The sequence below is a fragment of the Paractinoplanes ferrugineus genome (assembly GCF_016862195.1).
In the GTDB taxonomy this organism is placed as follows: domain Bacteria; phylum Actinomycetota; class Actinomycetes; order Mycobacteriales; family Micromonosporaceae; genus Actinoplanes; species Actinoplanes ferrugineus.
In genome coordinates this window covers 40952-55639 of sequence record NZ_BOMM01000028.1, presented here as the reverse complement: position 1 = coordinate 55639, position 14688 = coordinate 40952, and the positions used below count along the sequence as shown (strand labels likewise).

Annotated in this window: 9 protein-coding genes; 7 read left to right on the top strand and 2 right to left on the bottom strand. The window is 72.5% G+C overall.

What is annotated here, in order from left to right; all coding sequences use genetic code 11:
• The first annotated feature begins 16 nt into the window (after positions 1 to 16).
• On the top strand, positions 17 to 2974 hold the full coding sequence (locus Afe05nite_RS15575; RefSeq protein WP_203817817.1) for a glycine--tRNA ligase: 2958 nt from the start codon (positions 17 to 19) through the stop codon (positions 2972 to 2974).
• Here the strand turns inward: Afe05nite_RS15575 and Afe05nite_RS15570 are convergent.
• Positions 2971 to 4305, bottom strand: a complete 1335-nt coding sequence (locus Afe05nite_RS15570) for a serine hydrolase domain-containing protein (protein WP_203817816.1) — start codon at positions 4303 to 4305, stop codon at positions 2971 to 2973. The two genes, Afe05nite_RS15575 and Afe05nite_RS15570, sit on opposite strands and share 4 nt — an antisense overlap.
• Positions 4306 to 4435: 130 nt before the next feature.
• On the opposite strand from Afe05nite_RS15570, the gene Afe05nite_RS15565 reads away from it, so the two are divergent.
• Genes Afe05nite_RS15565 through Afe05nite_RS15555 form a run of 3 tightly spaced genes read left to right on the top strand, consistent with a single transcriptional unit; the run spans position 4436 to position 8777 of the window.
• The gene (locus Afe05nite_RS15565; RefSeq protein WP_203817815.1) at positions 4436 to 6043 is read left to right on the top strand and encodes a methyl-accepting chemotaxis protein; all 1608 of its coding nucleotides are present in this window, start codon (positions 4436 to 4438) and stop codon (positions 6041 to 6043) included.
• Positions 6044 to 6069: 26 nt separating this feature from the next.
• Positions 6070 to 8148 (top strand): FUSC family protein, encoded by a 2079-nt coding sequence (locus tag Afe05nite_RS15560; protein WP_203817814.1) that lies wholly within the window; start codon positions 6070 to 6072, stop codon positions 8146 to 8148.
• A gap of 17 nt (positions 8149 to 8165) precedes the next feature.
• On the top strand, positions 8166 to 8777 hold the full coding sequence (locus Afe05nite_RS15555; protein WP_203817813.1) for a hypothetical protein: 612 nt from the start codon (positions 8166 to 8168) through the stop codon (positions 8775 to 8777).
• Here the strand turns inward: Afe05nite_RS15555 and Afe05nite_RS15550 are convergent.
• Entirely contained in the window at positions 8774 to 10303 is a 1530-nt protein-coding gene (locus Afe05nite_RS15550; RefSeq protein ID WP_203817812.1) for a sensor domain-containing diguanylate cyclase, read from the bottom strand. The genes Afe05nite_RS15555 and Afe05nite_RS15550 overlap by 4 nt on opposite strands.
• Positions 10304 to 10509: 206 nt before the next feature.
• On the opposite strand from Afe05nite_RS15550, the gene Afe05nite_RS15545 reads away from it, so the two are divergent.
• The 3 genes from Afe05nite_RS15545 (at position 10510) to Afe05nite_RS15535 (ending at position 14673) form a co-directional block, all read left to right on the top strand.
• A complete protein-coding gene (locus Afe05nite_RS15545; protein ID WP_203817811.1) occupies positions 10510 to 13020 on the top strand; it encodes a LamG-like jellyroll fold domain-containing protein in 2511 nt (836 codons plus the stop codon).
• Between the two features lie 89 nt (positions 13021 to 13109).
• A complete protein-coding gene (locus Afe05nite_RS15540; protein ID WP_203817810.1) occupies positions 13110 to 14090 on the top strand; it encodes an endonuclease/exonuclease/phosphatase family protein in 981 nt (326 codons plus the stop codon).
• 190 nt (positions 14091 to 14280) lie between these two features.
• Positions 14281 to 14673, top strand: a complete 393-nt coding sequence (locus Afe05nite_RS15535) for a phosphoribosyltransferase (RefSeq protein ID WP_239117837.1) — start codon at positions 14281 to 14283, stop codon at positions 14671 to 14673.
• Positions 14674 to 14688 lie beyond the last annotated feature (15 nt).

Genomic DNA, 14688 nt, shown 5'->3' with positions numbered 1-14688 from the left:
CCTAGACTTGCGACCCATGCTCACCATGCAGGACGCCCTGGCCCGGTTGACCGCGTACTGGACGGAACAGGGCTGCCTGACCGTCCAGCCGATGAACACCGAGGTCGGCGCGGGAACCCTCAACCCCGCCACCTTCCTGCGGGTGCTCGGGCCGGAGCCGTGGCGGGTCGTCTACGTCGAACCGTCGGTGCGCCCCGACGACTCGCGGTACGGCGAGAACCCGAACCGGCTGCAGACCCACACCCAGCTCCAGGTCGTCCTCAAGCCCGACCCCGGCCACTCGCAGGAGCTCTACCTGGGCAGCCTGGCCGCGCTCGGCATCGACGTGGCGGCGCACGACGTGCGGTTCGTCGAGGACAACTGGGCCTCGCCGGCCCTCGGCGCGTGGGGGCTGGGCTGGGAGGTCTGGCTCGACGGCCTGGAGATCACCCAGTTCACCTACTTCCAGCAGGCCGGCGGCCGCAACCTGGACCCGGTGTCGGTGGAGATCACCTACGGCATCGAGCGCATCCTGATGGCGCTGCAGGAGAAGACCCACTTCAAGGACATCGAGTACGGCCGGGGCGTCTCGTACGGCGAGGTGTTCGGCCAGAACGAGTACGAGATGTCCCGCTACTACCTCGACGACGCCGACGTGGACACCAACCGGCAACTGCTCGAGCTGTACGCGGCGGAGGCGCAACGCCTGATCGAGGCCGGACTGCCGGTGCCCGCCCACACCTATGTGCTCAAGTGCTCGCAGGCGTTCAACGTGCTCGACGCCCGCGGCGCCGTGTCGACCGCCGACCGGGCCGCCGAGTTCGGCCGGATGCGCCGCCTCGCCGGTGAGGTCGCCGGACTGTGGGTGGCCCGCCGCGAGGAGCTGGGCCATCCGCTCGGGTCGGCGGCTCCGCAGGCACCCGCGAGGCCGGTGGCGCGGCCCGCCGAGCGGGACGGCGCCCGGTCGCTGGTCCTCGAGATCGGCACCGAGGAGCTGCCGCCGGCCGAGTGCCGAGCCGCCCTCACCTACCTCGAACAGCAGATCAAGAACGGTCTCGACGGGACCCGGCTGGAGCACGGCGAGGTGCGTGTCTTCGCCACACCGCGGCGGCTGATCGCGGTGGTCGCCGACGTCGCCGCCGGTGAGCCCGACGCGGTGCGCACGGTGCGCGGCCCCAAGGTGGCCCAGGCCTACACGGCCGACGGCAGCCCGACTCCGGCTCTCGCCGGCTTCCTGCGGGGCCAGGGCGCGACCGCCGACGCGGCGACGGAGGCGGACTTCAACGGCGTACGCCATGTGGTGCTCGAGAAGCACGAAGCCGGCGGCGCGGCGGCGGACGTGCTGGCCCCCGTGCTCGCGAAGGTCGTCGCGGGGCTGCGCGGCGCCAAGAACATGCGGTGGAGCGATCCCCAGCTCTCCTACAGCCGGCCGATCCGCTGGCTGGTCGCCTTGTGGGGCGACGACATCGTGCCGGTGGCGGTGGGCGCGCTCGCCGCCGGCCGGCAGACCCGCGTGCTGCGCACCTCGGCGACGCCGCGGTTGGAGATCGCGTCGGCCGAGACCTTCATGGAGACCATCGCGGTCAACGGCATCGTGGCCGACCCGGAGGACCGCGGCGAGCTGATCGTGACCGGGGCGCAGGACCTCGTCTACCCGGACGGCAAGATCGACGTGCGGGGTGAGGCGGCGCTGATCGACCAGATCACCTATCTGGTGGAGGCGCCGACACCGCTGCTCGGCACGTTCGACGAGGCGTACCTCGAGCTCCCCGACGCCGTGCTCACCACCGTGATGCGCAAGCATCAGCGCTACCTGCCGGTGCGGGACACCGACGGCGCGCTGCTGCCGATGTTCGTGACCGTGGCCAACGGGCCGGTCGACGTCGAGCTGGTGCGGCAGGGCAACGAGGCGGTGCTGCGTGCCCGTTACGAGGACGCGGCGTTCTTCTACCGGGCCGACCGCGAGCTGCCGCTGGACGCGCTGCGGGCGCGGCTGGCGCGGCTGACCTTCACCGACAAGCTCGGCTCGATGGCCGACCGGGCCGGCCGGATCGCGGCGCTGGCGATCTCGCTCGCGGACGGTCTCGCGCTGCGCAGCGCCACCCTCGACCGGGCCGCCGAGCTGGTCAAGTTCGACCTCGGCTCGCAGCTCGTCACCGAGATGACCAGCCTGGCCGGGGTGCTGGCCCGCGACTACGCCCTGCACGCCGGGGAGTCGCGCGCCGTGGCGCAGGCCGTCTACGAGGCCGAACTGCCCCGCAGCGCGGGCGACGCCCGGCCGGCGTCCCTGCCGGGCGCGCTGCTCTCGCTGGCCGACCGGCTCGACCTGGTGGCCGGCCTGGCCGCGACGGTCGGGCTGCCGACCGGGAGCAGCGACCCGTTCGCCGTACGCCGGGCTGTCCTCGGTCTGCTGGCCGTGCACCGCGCCCACCCGGCGCTCGCCCCGCTCAGCCTGACCGACGCCCTGGCGCGGGCCGCGGAGCTTCAGCCGGTGCCGGTCTCCGCGGCGACCCGGGCGGCGTGCGGTGACTTCCTGGCCAAGCGGCTCGAACAGTCCCTCGTCGAGGAGGGCCACCAGGTGGAGCGGGTGCGGGCCGTCCTGCCGCACGCCGACCGCCCGTCGGTCGCCGTCAACCTGCTCCACCAGCTCGGCGAGGTGGCCGGCAATCCCGACTTCGTGGCCGTGGCCGAGGCGATCCAGCGCTGCCGCCGGATCGTGCCCGACGACGTGGCCGCCGGTTACGACCCGGCCCTGCTCAAGGAACCGGCCGAGGTCGCCCTGCACGAGGCCCTCGCCGGGGTGCGCCGGCCGGCCGAACCCGACCTGTTCGAGTTCACCGGCGCGGTGTCGCGGCTGGCCGGTCCGCTGTCGACGTTCTTCGACGACGTCTTCGTGATGGCCGACGACCCGGCCGTGCGGGCGGCCCGGCTCGGCCTGCTGGCCACCGTTCGGGACCTGGGGGCCGGGCTGCTCGACTGGACCGCGTTGCGTTAGACCCGGGGCACGGCGCGGCCGTGGAACAGGTATCGGCCGTCGTGCAGGAACGCGGCCACCGGGTGCACGCCGTCCTGCGCCTCGGCGGCGACGAACCGGTCGCCGCCGAGCGCGACGTAGCGCAGCGTGACCGGTTCGTCGTCGACCGCGGCGGCCACCCCGCGCGGCGTGGCGGTGACCTCGAGGCCACCGTCGACCGCCCGTACGTCGAACCGGACCAGCGGGCTCTCGAACGCGCCGACACAGCGGTCCGGCTCGAACGGCACCGGCTCGGCCGGCGGCAGCAACCGCGCGGGCACCGTGAGGCCGGCCGTCTCGGCCAGCACCGGGGCCAGCACGGCGTCGTGGAACGCCCCCGACTCGCCGCCGTTGGCGCTTGTCGCGATGATCACGTCGCGCTCCGGGACCAGGCGCCAGCAGGCGCTCTGGCCGAGCGTGCCGCCGTCGTGCCCGGCCACCGGCACACCGTCCCAGTCGAACAGCGAGAACCCGAGGCCCCACCGGACCGCGCCGCGCCGGCCGAGGTCGGGTGTGTCGATCTGCGGTTCCAGCATCCGGGCGAAGGTGCCGGCCGGCAGCACCCGGGTGCCGTCCTCGGCCACCCCGTCGGCCAGGAACATCCGGCCCAGCCGGATCAGCTCACGCGGTGCGGCGCAGGGCGTGGCGCAGGCCGGCGCGTTGGACCGGGGCAACTGCCACCGCGGGAGCACCCGGCCGTCCCCGGCCCGGTGGCCGGCCGCCGCCCGGAACAGGATCGCCTCGTCGGCGAACAGCGCCATGTGGCTGACACCCAGCGGCTCGAGCAGGTGGTTCCGCATCGCCGCTTCCCAGGTGCCGCCGCGGAACTTCGCGACGAGCGCGCCGAGAACACAGAAACCCGAGTTGGCGTACGAGAACAGCGCGCCCGGCGGGTGCACCTGACGAGCGCCGGTGTGCATGAACTCGAGCAGCCTGCCCAGCGCGTCGTCGCCCCGGCCGAAATCCTCGAACAGGTCGCCGTCGAAGCCGCCGCTGTGCGAGAGCAACTGGCGGACGGTCACGGTCTCGGTCGCCACCGGGTCGACGACCCCGAACTCGGGCAGATAGCGGCGCACCGGTGCGTCCAGATCCACCAGCCCTTCGCCGACCAGCTGCATGACGAGCGCGGCCGTCCAGATCTTGGTGACCGAGCCGATCTGGAACACGCTGTCGGTGGTCGTCGCCACGCCGGTGTCGCGGTTGACGACGCCGGTCGCGGCCTCGAACAGCTCGCCGCCGGCCCAAACCGCCACGGCCGCGCCGGGCACCGCGTGCCGCGCGGCGGCCTCCTCCACCCACCTCTGCAGATCCATGCGGGGACCGTACCGAAGTCGGTAGCCGGTTGGTTGCCGGGAAAAGTCGGACATCGAGGATTCGCAGGTGCAGATCTCGGCTGTCGATGAGAGCGCTGCCACATCCCGCTTCCGAGAGGCAGTCCCACGAATGACCAGTTCCGACCAGCCGCGGTCGCGACGCCGCTTCGGCGACCTGCCCACCGGTATCAAGATCCTCACCGCCGTCGGAACGGCCGGCGTGGCCGCCCTCGCCATCGGGATCAGCGGCCTGACGTCGCTGGGCAAGGCCAGCAGCTCGGCCGACAAGATCTACAACAACAACCTGGTCGCCGTACGGGCCATCGGGGAGGTGCGCGCCTCGGTTCTGGCGGCCCGCCTCGACACCGTCAACCTCGCGCTGGCCACCGACACCGCGTCGGCCCAGAAGTACGCCACCGCGTTCCACAGCGAGGGGACGAAGTTCGACGCCGCCCTGGCCACCTACACCGCGGCCAGCACCACCGTCGTGACCGCCGACGACCTGCGGTCGCAGTGGGACCAGTACACGTCGCTGGTGCAGCAGAAGCTGATCCCGCTCGGCCTCGCCCACGACACCGTCGGCTTCAACAAGCTCCGCGCCGACCAGGTCGTCCCCCTCATGGACAAGATCGCCACGAGCGTCGACACCCTGCTCGACGCCGAGAACAAGGAGGCCGCCACCGACGCCGCGGCCGCGCAGAGCACCTACCGGCACAGCCGCCTGCTCTCGATCGCGCTGATGGTCGGTGGCCTGCTGCTGGCCATGTTCATCGGCATCGCGGTGACCCGTGGCATCGTCCGCTCGCTCGCCCGCGTCGAGGACGTCTGCAAGGCGCTCGCCGAGGGCGACCTCACCCACACCGCCGGCCTGACCACCGCCGACGAGCCGGGCCGGATGGGCCGCGCGCTCGACGCCGCGGTCACCCGGCTGCGTTCCACCGTGTCGACCATCAACGGCTCCGCCGTCGCGCTGGCCTCGGCCACCGAGGAGATCTCCGCGACCACCGAGCAGATCGCCGGCTCCGCCGAGGAGACGTCGCGGCAGGCCCAGGCCGTCTCGAACGCGGCCGGCGAGGTGTCGCACAGCGTCAACACCGTCTCGGCCGGCGGCGAGGAGATGGCCGCGGCGATCCGCGAGATCTCGCAGAACGCCTCCGAGGCCGCCCGGGTGGCGGCCGAGGCGGTCACCGCCGCCACCGCCACCTCGACCACGATGAACCAGCTCAGCGCCTCGTCGGCGGAGATCGGCGACGTCATCAAGGTGATCACCTCGATCGCCGAGCAGACCAACCTGCTCGCGCTGAACGCCACCATCGAGGCCGCCCGCGCGGGCGAGGCCGGCAAGGGCTTCGCGGTCGTCGCGACCGAGGTCAAGGACCTGGCCCAGGAGACCGCCAAGGCGACCGAGGAGATCTCCCGCCGGGTCGAGGCGATCCAGGCCGACGCCGGTGGCGCCGTCTCGGCGATCGAGATGATCAGCGAGGTGATCAGCCGGATCAGCGACTTCCAGACCACCATCGCGTCGGCCGTCGAGGAGCAGACCGCCACCACCGCCGAGATGAACCGCAGCGTCGCCGAGGCGGCCGGCGGCACCGAGGAGATCTCGCAGACGATCACCGGCGTGGCCGACGCGGCCCGCACCACCAGCGAGGGCGTCGGCGAGACCCGCCTGGCGACCTCCGAGCTGGCCCGGATGTCGACCGAGCTGTCCGGGCTGGTGTCGGCCTTCCGCTACTGAGGTCCGCGCTGTGGCACGATCTGCCGGTGGGGTGGCTTCGGCGGCGGGATCCGGGACTGCTGGCGGTCCGGCGGGCCGGCCGGGTCGCGCTGGTGGCGTGCCTCGGGTTCTACCTCTGCCGCTATGTGCTCGACGCGCCCGCGATGGCTCCCTACGCGCTCTTCGGGGCGGTGGCGATGGGGGCCCTCTCGCAGATCCCGGGGACGGCCCGGCGGCGGGCGTGGACCCTGATCGCGGTGCTGCCGGTGGCCTGGGCGCTGGTGTCGCTCGGGACACTGCTGTCGGTCGGCACCGGCGCGGCCACGGCGGGGATGTTCCTGCTCGGCTTCGCGGTCAGCTACGTCGGGGTGGGCGGGCCCCGGCTGTCGGGACTGGCGGCCGGCATGCAGCTGCTCTACATCCTGCCGTGCTTCCCGCCCTACGATCCGGGGTCGCTGCCCGCCCGGCTGGCCGGGGTGACGATCGCGATCGGACTGCTCGCGGTGGCCGAGGTCCTGCTGTGGCCGGACCCGGCGCCGGTGCCGTACCAGGATCGGCTCGCGGACGCCGTCGCGAGCCTGGCCGGCTGCCTGGCCGCGGTGGCCGACGAGTGGGCGGGCCGGCCCCGGGGGCGGGACCCGCTGGCCGAGGCCCAGGACCGGGCCGAGGCACTGCGACCCTCGCGGCTCCCACCGCTGCAACGGCCCGCGTCGGCCGGGCGGCGGGACCGGGCGCTGAGCTCCGCCGGTGGGACGGTGCGGCTGCTCGTCGGGCGGGCCGCCGACCTGCTGAACACCGACGGGGGCGGGGCGGTCACGCTGCCGGCGGCCACCGATCTGGTCCGGCGGACGGCGGACTGCACGGCGGCGGCCGCGGCCTGGCTGCGCGGGCAGGGGGAGTTGCCGGACACCGACCAGGTCGACAAGGCGCTCACCGAGTTCCGGGTGGCCCGGATGAACACCGACCCCGGCGGGTTGAGTCCGGACCGGCTGCGGCTCGGTTCGCTGGCGCTCGCGCTCGGCGAGTGGACGAAGTCGCTGATCGGGGCGATCCGGGTGGCCGGGGGACAGCGGCCGGACGTCGACGACGGGACGTTCTGGTACGCGTACCGGAGCACGCCGTACCTCTATCGGCACCGGCTCCGGGAAAACCTCACCCCGCGCTCCGTCGCCTTCCAGGGCGCCCTGCGCCTGGCCGCCGCCCTCGCGGCGGCCCGGCTGCTGGCCGGGGTGCTCGATCTGTCGCACGGGTTCTGGGTGCTGCTGACGATCATGACGGTGCTGCGGACGTCGGCCGCCGAGACCCGCTCGGCGCTGCGCCCGGCGCTGGTGGGCACGGTGGCCGGCTCGCTGGTGGCGGCGGGGTTGCTGGTGGTGGGGGTGCATCCGACCGTCTACGCGGTGCTGCTGCCGATCGTGATGACCGTCGGGTTCGCGGCCGGGCAGCTGGTCGGGCTGGGCTGGTCGCAGGCCCTCTTCACGCTCGTCATCACGTTCGTCTTCGCGCAGGTCACCCCGGTGGACTGGCGGCTGGCCGAGGCCCGGGTGCTGGACGTGCTGGTCGGCGCGGCGATCGGGGTGCTGGCCGGGATCTTCGCGTGGCCCCGCGGTGGCGGCGGTGAGCTGCACCGGGCGATGGGTACGTTCGTCGACGCGTCCGCCGGGGTGATCCGGGAGACGGTGGCGGTGATGGCCGACGATCAGCCGCCCGGGGCCGCCCAGTCGCGGGCGCGGCTGGCGGGGCGGCTGGCGGAGGCGTCGTTCGCGCTGTACCAGAGCGAACGCCACCCGGCGGCGACGGTGGACTGGCAGGCGACGCTGCTGGCCGGCCAGCACGCGGTGCGCGGGGCGGAAGCGCTCGTGCGGTCCTGCCCGGCCGGTGGGCTGCTGCCGTGCGTGGGTCCGCTGACCGCGACGGCGGCCGACGTGGCCGGTCGCTTCGACCAGGTCGCCGAGGATCTGCTGCGGCATCGGCGATCGGCGGTGCCACCGGCCCGTTCACCGGTGCGGTGGCCGACCGATCTGGGGCAGGATCTCTATGTCATCGCGGATCTGCGGGTGTGGCTGGACGGGCTGCGCGAGGACATCGGCCGGACTTTTCCGAAAGCAGCCCAGCCGTCCCCCTGATGCGACATCCTGCGCAGATGGCGCAGCGAACCGGGCCCACTCGGGCCGAGGTCACCGAGGGCGTCCAGCGGCGCCTGGACGCGACGCTGCACGCCCTGCCGGGACTGCACCTCGAACCGGTTCCGGCCCAGTTCCTCCGTAAACCGGACACCCCCACCGGCGTGCGGGTCCTGCGGGGCGGCCGGCTGCCGGGCGCGGGCGACGACGCGTACGAGGCGATCGCCGAGCTGTGGCGGGAATCGGGCTGCGCGGTCGTCGAGTCGGCCGGTCTGCTGCTCGTCGAGGACCCGCGCGGCTACGTGATCTCGGTGGCCCGGCACGAGGACGAGGCGCCGATCCTGACCGTGGCGTCGCCTGCGGTCCCGGCCCCGTACCTCGATCGCGGTCTGGTCGCCGGCCTGCTCGCCGGTCTGGGCTTCGGATGTCTGGGGCCGTGCCTGACCACGCTCGTCCCGTCCGCCCTGATCCCGGCGCTGGCCGGCTCGACGGCGACCTACTGGGCGTGGCTGCCGCTGTTCCTGCTGGTCGCCGGGGGCAGCCTGTGGTTCCCGGACAGCCGCCGGTTCGGGCTGGGACTGCTCGTCGCCGGCACCCTGATCGGGCTGCCGGTCGCGATGACCTTCGGTTAGGCCGCCTCCGGCAGCTCCCGCCGGGCGCGCCGGCTGCCGCCGCCGAGGGCCTTCGTCTCGTGCTTCGCCTCGTACATGGCGGCGTCCGCCCCGCGCATCAGCGCGTCGTAGGCGTCGGCGTCCTCCGGGTACAGCGCGATGCCGACGCTGCCGCCGATCCGCAGGTCCGCGCCGTCGATCCGGAACGGCTCGCGCAGCCGGTCGACGATCCGGTCGGCGACCCGGTTGGCGACCTCCTCGTCGGGGTCGTGGGTCAGCAGGATGGCGAACTCGTCGCCACCGAGCCGGGACACCACGTCGTCGTCACGTACGGTGCCGAGCAGACGTTTGGCGACCTGCTGGAGCAACACGTCGCCGGCGGCGTGCCCGGCGGTGTCGTTGACCTCCTTGAAGCCGTTGAGGTCGAGCAGCAGGAGCGCCACCCGGCCGGCCGTCGAGGCGGCGCTCTCGACCGCTTGCTCGGCCCGTTGCAACAGGTAGGAGCGGTTGGGCAGACCGGTGAGCGAGTCGTGGAACGCCTGGTGGGACAGCTCGGCCACGTGCGCCTGGGCGGCCTGGCGCATGCCGGCGCTGTCGACGATCAGCGCGCCCTCGACGGAGAGCTGCTCGGCCAGGCTGCGGTCGCGGCTGGTCCACTCGCGGTTACGCTCCGTGTCGCCGCACAGGATCATGCCGACACAGCCCTGGGCCGACATCATCGGGATCGCGATGTAGGACTTCAGGCCCAGCGTGCGCACGAAACCGCCGGTCAGCACGGCCGCGGTGGCGGAGTCGACGACCAGGGCCGGTTTGCCCTCGTGGATCGCCCGCCACACCGGCGAGTCGGCGGCGGCGGTGCCGATCAGGTGGCGGAACGGGGTGTCGCCGTCGGCCAGGCCGATGGTGTGCACGTAGCGGATCAGGCCCGCGCCGTCGACCAGGCACAACGCGGCGTGCTCGGTGCGGAACGCCTCGGCGGAGCAGGACACGAGCGTACGGCCGGCCGCCTCCACGCTGGTGGCGACCATGCCCTGCTCGAACAGCTTGCGGATGGTGGTCGAGGAGTGCGACAGGAACTGCCGCTGCTTCTCGGCGGCGATGCCCTGCAGCGTGGTGGCGAAGTGCAGCGCCAGCGGGGCCAGGGTCTCCGGGCGCAGGGCGGCCATCGCGGTGCCGGTGAGCAGCAGCACGCCGACGGTCTGGCCGCCGATGCGCAGCCGGATCGCCATCCGCTCGCCGTCGACCAGCGGGGGAGCGCCGGCCGCCATCCGGAACACCTTGCCGGCGGTCAGCAGGTCCCGGCCGCCCGCCGCGCCGATCCGGGCGGTCGGGTTGAGCAGGCCGGTCTCCGAGTCGAGCTCGTAGACGACGGCGGCGGTCAGCCCGGCGGCCTCCTGCAGGAACGGCTCGGTGAGGTCGAGGACGTGCTGGGCGGACGGGGTGTCCTTGGTCATGAACCCGACGAGACCCGAGAGCAGGGCGTCCTGCGGATCGTCGGTGGTGCCGGGCACGACGCCCACCGGCCGCACACCGCTGCTCACGCTCATGGCCCTATGAGTCGGCACCGGGGGCGTGCGGTTGAGGCCGGGGCGGTCCCGAGTCCGGTCGCAGTTCGGTTGCGTCCGGCCCGCCGGTTGCCCGCTCGTACATAGATCGCGGTGAAACCTTGACGAAACCTGAGCGCCGTTGTTGGACTGTGTTGGCTGATGGCGAAAAACGAGCGCACTCTTCCGCTCCGAAGGGACTTTCGCGCGTGAAAACACATGTCCGGGGCCGGTGGCTGCTCGCTGCCGTGTCCGCCTCCGCCCTCCTGTCCTTCTCCGCGGCGCCCGCCTCCAGTGCTCCGGACCCCCACCCCGTCCACCTCGCCGCCCCGCTGACCTCGCAGGTCAAGGCGGCCGGCGGGTGGCAGGCCGGGATCCCGCCGCTGGCCACCCCCTGGACCGACAAGGTCGGCCCGGACAACGCCCTGCCGGAATATCCGCGGCCACAACTCACCCGGGACAAATGGCAGAACCTCAACGGCGTGTGGGAGTTCGCCAAGGCCGGCCTGGGTGAGGCGGTGCCGGCCGGGAAGACCCTCGGCGAGCGCGTGCTCGTCCCGTACCCCATCGAATCCGCACTTTCCGGCATCCAGCGGCACGAAGATCGCATGTGGTACCGCCGGACCTTCACCGTGCCGGCGGGCTGGAAGGTCGGTACCGGTAACCGGCTGCGGCTGAACTTCGGGGCGGTCGACTACGACGCCAAGGTCTACGTGAACGGCGTCCCGGTGGCCACCCACCGCGGCGGGTACGACGGCTTCGACGCCGACGTGACCGACGCTCTCACCGCCTCCGGGCCGCAGGAGCTGATCGTCTGGGCCGAGGACCTCACCGACGCCACCGGGCAGCCGATCGGCAAGCAGCGGCGGGTCAGCGACCGGGGCATCTTCTACCAGGGCAGCTCCGGCATCTGGCGGACGGTCTGGATGGAGCCGGTGCCGGCCGCGTCGATCACCTCGCTCACGCTGACCCCGAAGGTCGCGGCGGGCGTCCTGACGATCAAGGTCAACACGACCGGGGGTACGGGACTCAGCGTGCGCGCCGTGGCCCGCGGCGGCGGGTCCGTCACCGGCGCCGCCGACACCCTGCTGACCTTGCCGATGCCCCGCGCCAAGCTGTGGTCGCCGGACCACCCGAACCTGTACGACCTGTCGGTCTCGCTGGTGGACCGCGGCCGCACGGTGGACTCGGTCGGCTCCTACTTCGGCATGCGCTCGGTCGGGACCGCGGCCGGTGCCGACGGCAAGCTGCGGATCACCCTGAACGGAAAGATCCTGTTCAACCAGGCCAACCTCGACCAGGGGTTCTGGCCGGACGGGCTGAACACGGCACCGACCGACGCGGCCCTGCGGTTCGACCTCGAGCAGGACAAGGCGATGGGGTTCAACGCCGTCCGCAAACACATCAAGGTCGAGCCGGACCGCTGGTACTACTGGGCGGACAAACTGGGCCTGCTCGTGTGGCAGGACATGCCGGCCGCCAACACCGGGCCGATTCCCGCGCAGTGGCGGCCGCAGTTCGAGTCCGAGCTGCACGAGATGGTCGACGAGCACCGGTCGTGGACCTCGATCATCGCCTGGGTGCCGTTCAACGAGGGCTGGGGCGAATGGAGCCGGGAGGACACCGGGCGGATCGCCGGCGAGGTCAAGGCGCAGGACCCGTCCCGGCTCGTCAACGCGCACAGCGGCGTCAACTGCTGCAACTCGCACGGCGACTCCGGTGCCGGTGACGTGCTCGACTTCCACCAGTACCTCGGTCCGGCCACGCCGTCGCCGTCCGGCACGCGGGTCGCGATCGACGGCGAGCACGGCGGGTTCGGGCTCCGGACGGCCAACCACATGTGGTTCGGCGACGGTCAGGCATACGAGATGGAGCCGTCGTCCTCGGTGCTGACGGCCAAGTACGTGGCCAACCAGGAAGCCGTGCTCACCTCGGCCAAGTACTGCGGGATCAGCGCGGCGATCTACACCCAGATCACCGACGTCGAGGGCGAGCTGAACGGCTTCTGGACCTACGACCGGCAGGTCGCCAAGATGGATCTGCGCCAGGTCCGGGCGATCAACCGGAAGATCATCGCCTCGGCCGACGGCTCCGGGGCCAACGTGCCGCAACCACCGGCCGGCACCCCGGGTCTCGACGGGGTGGCCTTCTGGCCGCTCGACGGGTCCTACGGGTCGCTCACCCCGGTCGGTGGGCCGGGGTTCACCGACGGGCACACCGGCCAGGGTGTCGCGCTCGACGGTTCGCAATACCTGGACGCCGGCAAGCCGGTGCTGAACACGGCCTCCGACTACTCGGCGGCCGCCTGGGTCAAGCTCGACAAGGTGGACGGGGCGTTCCAGACGATCGTCAGCCAGGACGGACCGTCGAACAGCGACTTCTTCCTCCAGTACTCCGGCGCCGACCAGAAGTTCGCGATGAGTTTCGCCGGGGTCCGGGCACTCGCCGGGTTCAAGCCCGCGGTCGGGCAGTGGTACCACCTCGTCGGCGTCCGGGACACGGTCAAGGGCGAGCTGCGGCTCTACGTCGACGGCCGGCCGGCCGGCGCCGTCAGCGCCTGCCTGCCGCAGGCCGCCCCGACCGGCAACACCGTGATCGGGCGCGGCAAGTACGGCGGTAACCCGGTCGACTACCTCGACGGGGTGACCGACCAGGTGCACCTCTACGACCGGGTCCTGACCGATTCCGAGATCCAGCAGCTCTATTCGTCGGGCAACTGAGGCCAGGGAGCGGGGTCGAGCCATCGATCCCGCTCCATACTGGACGATCTAGGACACTCTTTCCCTGGTCAGAGGCCTAGTTTGACGACATGACGGAACTGCGCGTCTCGACGTTCAACCTCGAGAACTTCGACGAGACACCCGACGGGGTCGAGCCGTCGCTCGCCGACCGGATCGCCCTCATGCGGCCCCAGATCCAGCGCCTGCGCGCCGACATCGCCCTCTTCCAGGAAGTCCACGGCCAGGAACGACCCGGCCGGCCCCGCTCCCTCATCGCCCTGCGCGCCCTGCTGGAAGGCACCGGGTTGGAGGGGGCCGAACTCGTCAGCACCAAACCCAAGGACGACGGCGTCTACCACGAGCGCAACCTGGTCGTCGCCACCCACCTGCCGGTGCTCGCCCGCGAACAGCTGCGCAACGAGCTGGTCGCCGCACCCACCTATCGCCGGCTCACCGCCAACCCGCCCGACCAGTTCCCGATCGAGGTCGGCGTCGAACGGCCCATCCTGCACGTCCAGCTCAACGCCGGCGGCCGCCCGCTGCACGTGATCAACGTGCACCTCAAGTCGAAACTGCCCACCGACATCCCGGGCGGCATGGTCGACTCGTACACCTGGCGCAGCGCCGACGCGTGGGCCGAGGGCGCCTTCCTCTCGTCGATGAAACGCATGGCCCAGGCCCTCGAGGTGCGCCGCCTCGTCGACCGGATCCTCGACGACGACCCGGCCGCCCGCATCATCGTCGGCGGCGACTTCAACGCCACCCCCGAGGAGATCCCGGTGCTGGCGATCCGCGGCCAGGTGGAGGACACCGGCAACGGCGCCCTGGCCGCCCGGGTGCTGGTGCCGATCGAGCACACGGTCCCGCAGTCGAGTCGCTACACCCTCTTCCACCAGGGCGTCGGCAACATGCTCGACCACCTGCTGGTGACCCGCAACCTGCTCGCCTTCTACCGGGGTTCGGAGATCCACAACGAGCTCCTGCACGACGAGTCGCAATCCTTCGCCACCGACCGGAAGTTCCCCGAATCCGACCACGCGCCCGTCGTGGCGACCTTCGACCTGCCCTGAGGCACGTCCCCGGCGCCCCTGAGCGGGCGGTGACCGGGGACGCCCGCGCCCGGTCCGGGACGGGCCGCACCCACGCTGAGCCCAGCTCGGCGGTGAGCCGGGGCTGGGCTCGGGGGCGGCGGTCGTGGATCATTGCGGGTTCCGGCGGCGGGGGCGGGCCGGGTGGGCGGTGGAGCTTGGGGGAGTGGGCATGGGTGAGCGGGAGACGCTCGGCTGGGAGGACTTCGGGCGGGCCGGGCGGGAGCTTGCGCAGCAGGTCGTGGACGACGGTTACCAGGCGGACCTGATCCTGGCCGTGGCCCGGGGCGGACTGCTTCCGGCGGGGGCGATCAGCTATGCGCTCGGGGTGAAGAACCTGCATCTGGTCAACGTCGAGTTCTACACGGGGGTCGACGAGCGGCTCGACGTCCCGGTGATGCTGGCGCCGGTGCCGCAGGCGGCGGAGCTTGCCGGGGCCAGGGTGCTGATCGTGGACGATGTGGCGGACACCGGCGGGACGCTCGAACTCGTCCGGGCCCACTGCGCGGCGCACGTGGCCGAGGCCCGGTGCGCGGTCATCTACGAGAAGCCGCACTCGTGGTGAAGTGCGAGTACGTCT

Excerpts from the sequence above, each read along its gene's own strand:
- Afe05nite_RS15575 (WP_203817817.1), top strand. The coding sequence starts at position 17 with ATGCTCACCATGCAGGACGCCCTGGCCCGGTTGACCGCGTACTGGACG.
- Afe05nite_RS15570 (WP_203817816.1), bottom strand. The coding sequence starts at position 4,305 with ATGGATCTGCAGAGGTGGGTGGAGGAGGCCGCCGCGCGGCACGCGGTG.
- Afe05nite_RS15565 (WP_203817815.1), top strand. The coding sequence starts at position 4,436 with ATGACCAGTTCCGACCAGCCGCGGTCGCGACGCCGCTTCGGCGACCTG.
- Afe05nite_RS15555 (WP_203817813.1), top strand. The coding sequence starts at position 8,166 with ATGGCGCAGCGAACCGGGCCCACTCGGGCCGAGGTCACCGAGGGCGTC.
- Afe05nite_RS15550 (WP_203817812.1), bottom strand. The coding sequence starts at position 10,303 with ATGAGCGTGAGCAGCGGTGTGCGGCCGGTGGGCGTCGTGCCCGGCACC.
- Afe05nite_RS15540 (WP_203817810.1), top strand. The coding sequence starts at position 13,110 with ATGACGGAACTGCGCGTCTCGACGTTCAACCTCGAGAACTTCGACGAG.
- Afe05nite_RS15535 (WP_239117837.1), top strand. The coding sequence starts at position 14,281 with ATGGGTGAGCGGGAGACGCTCGGCTGGGAGGACTTCGGGCGGGCCGGG.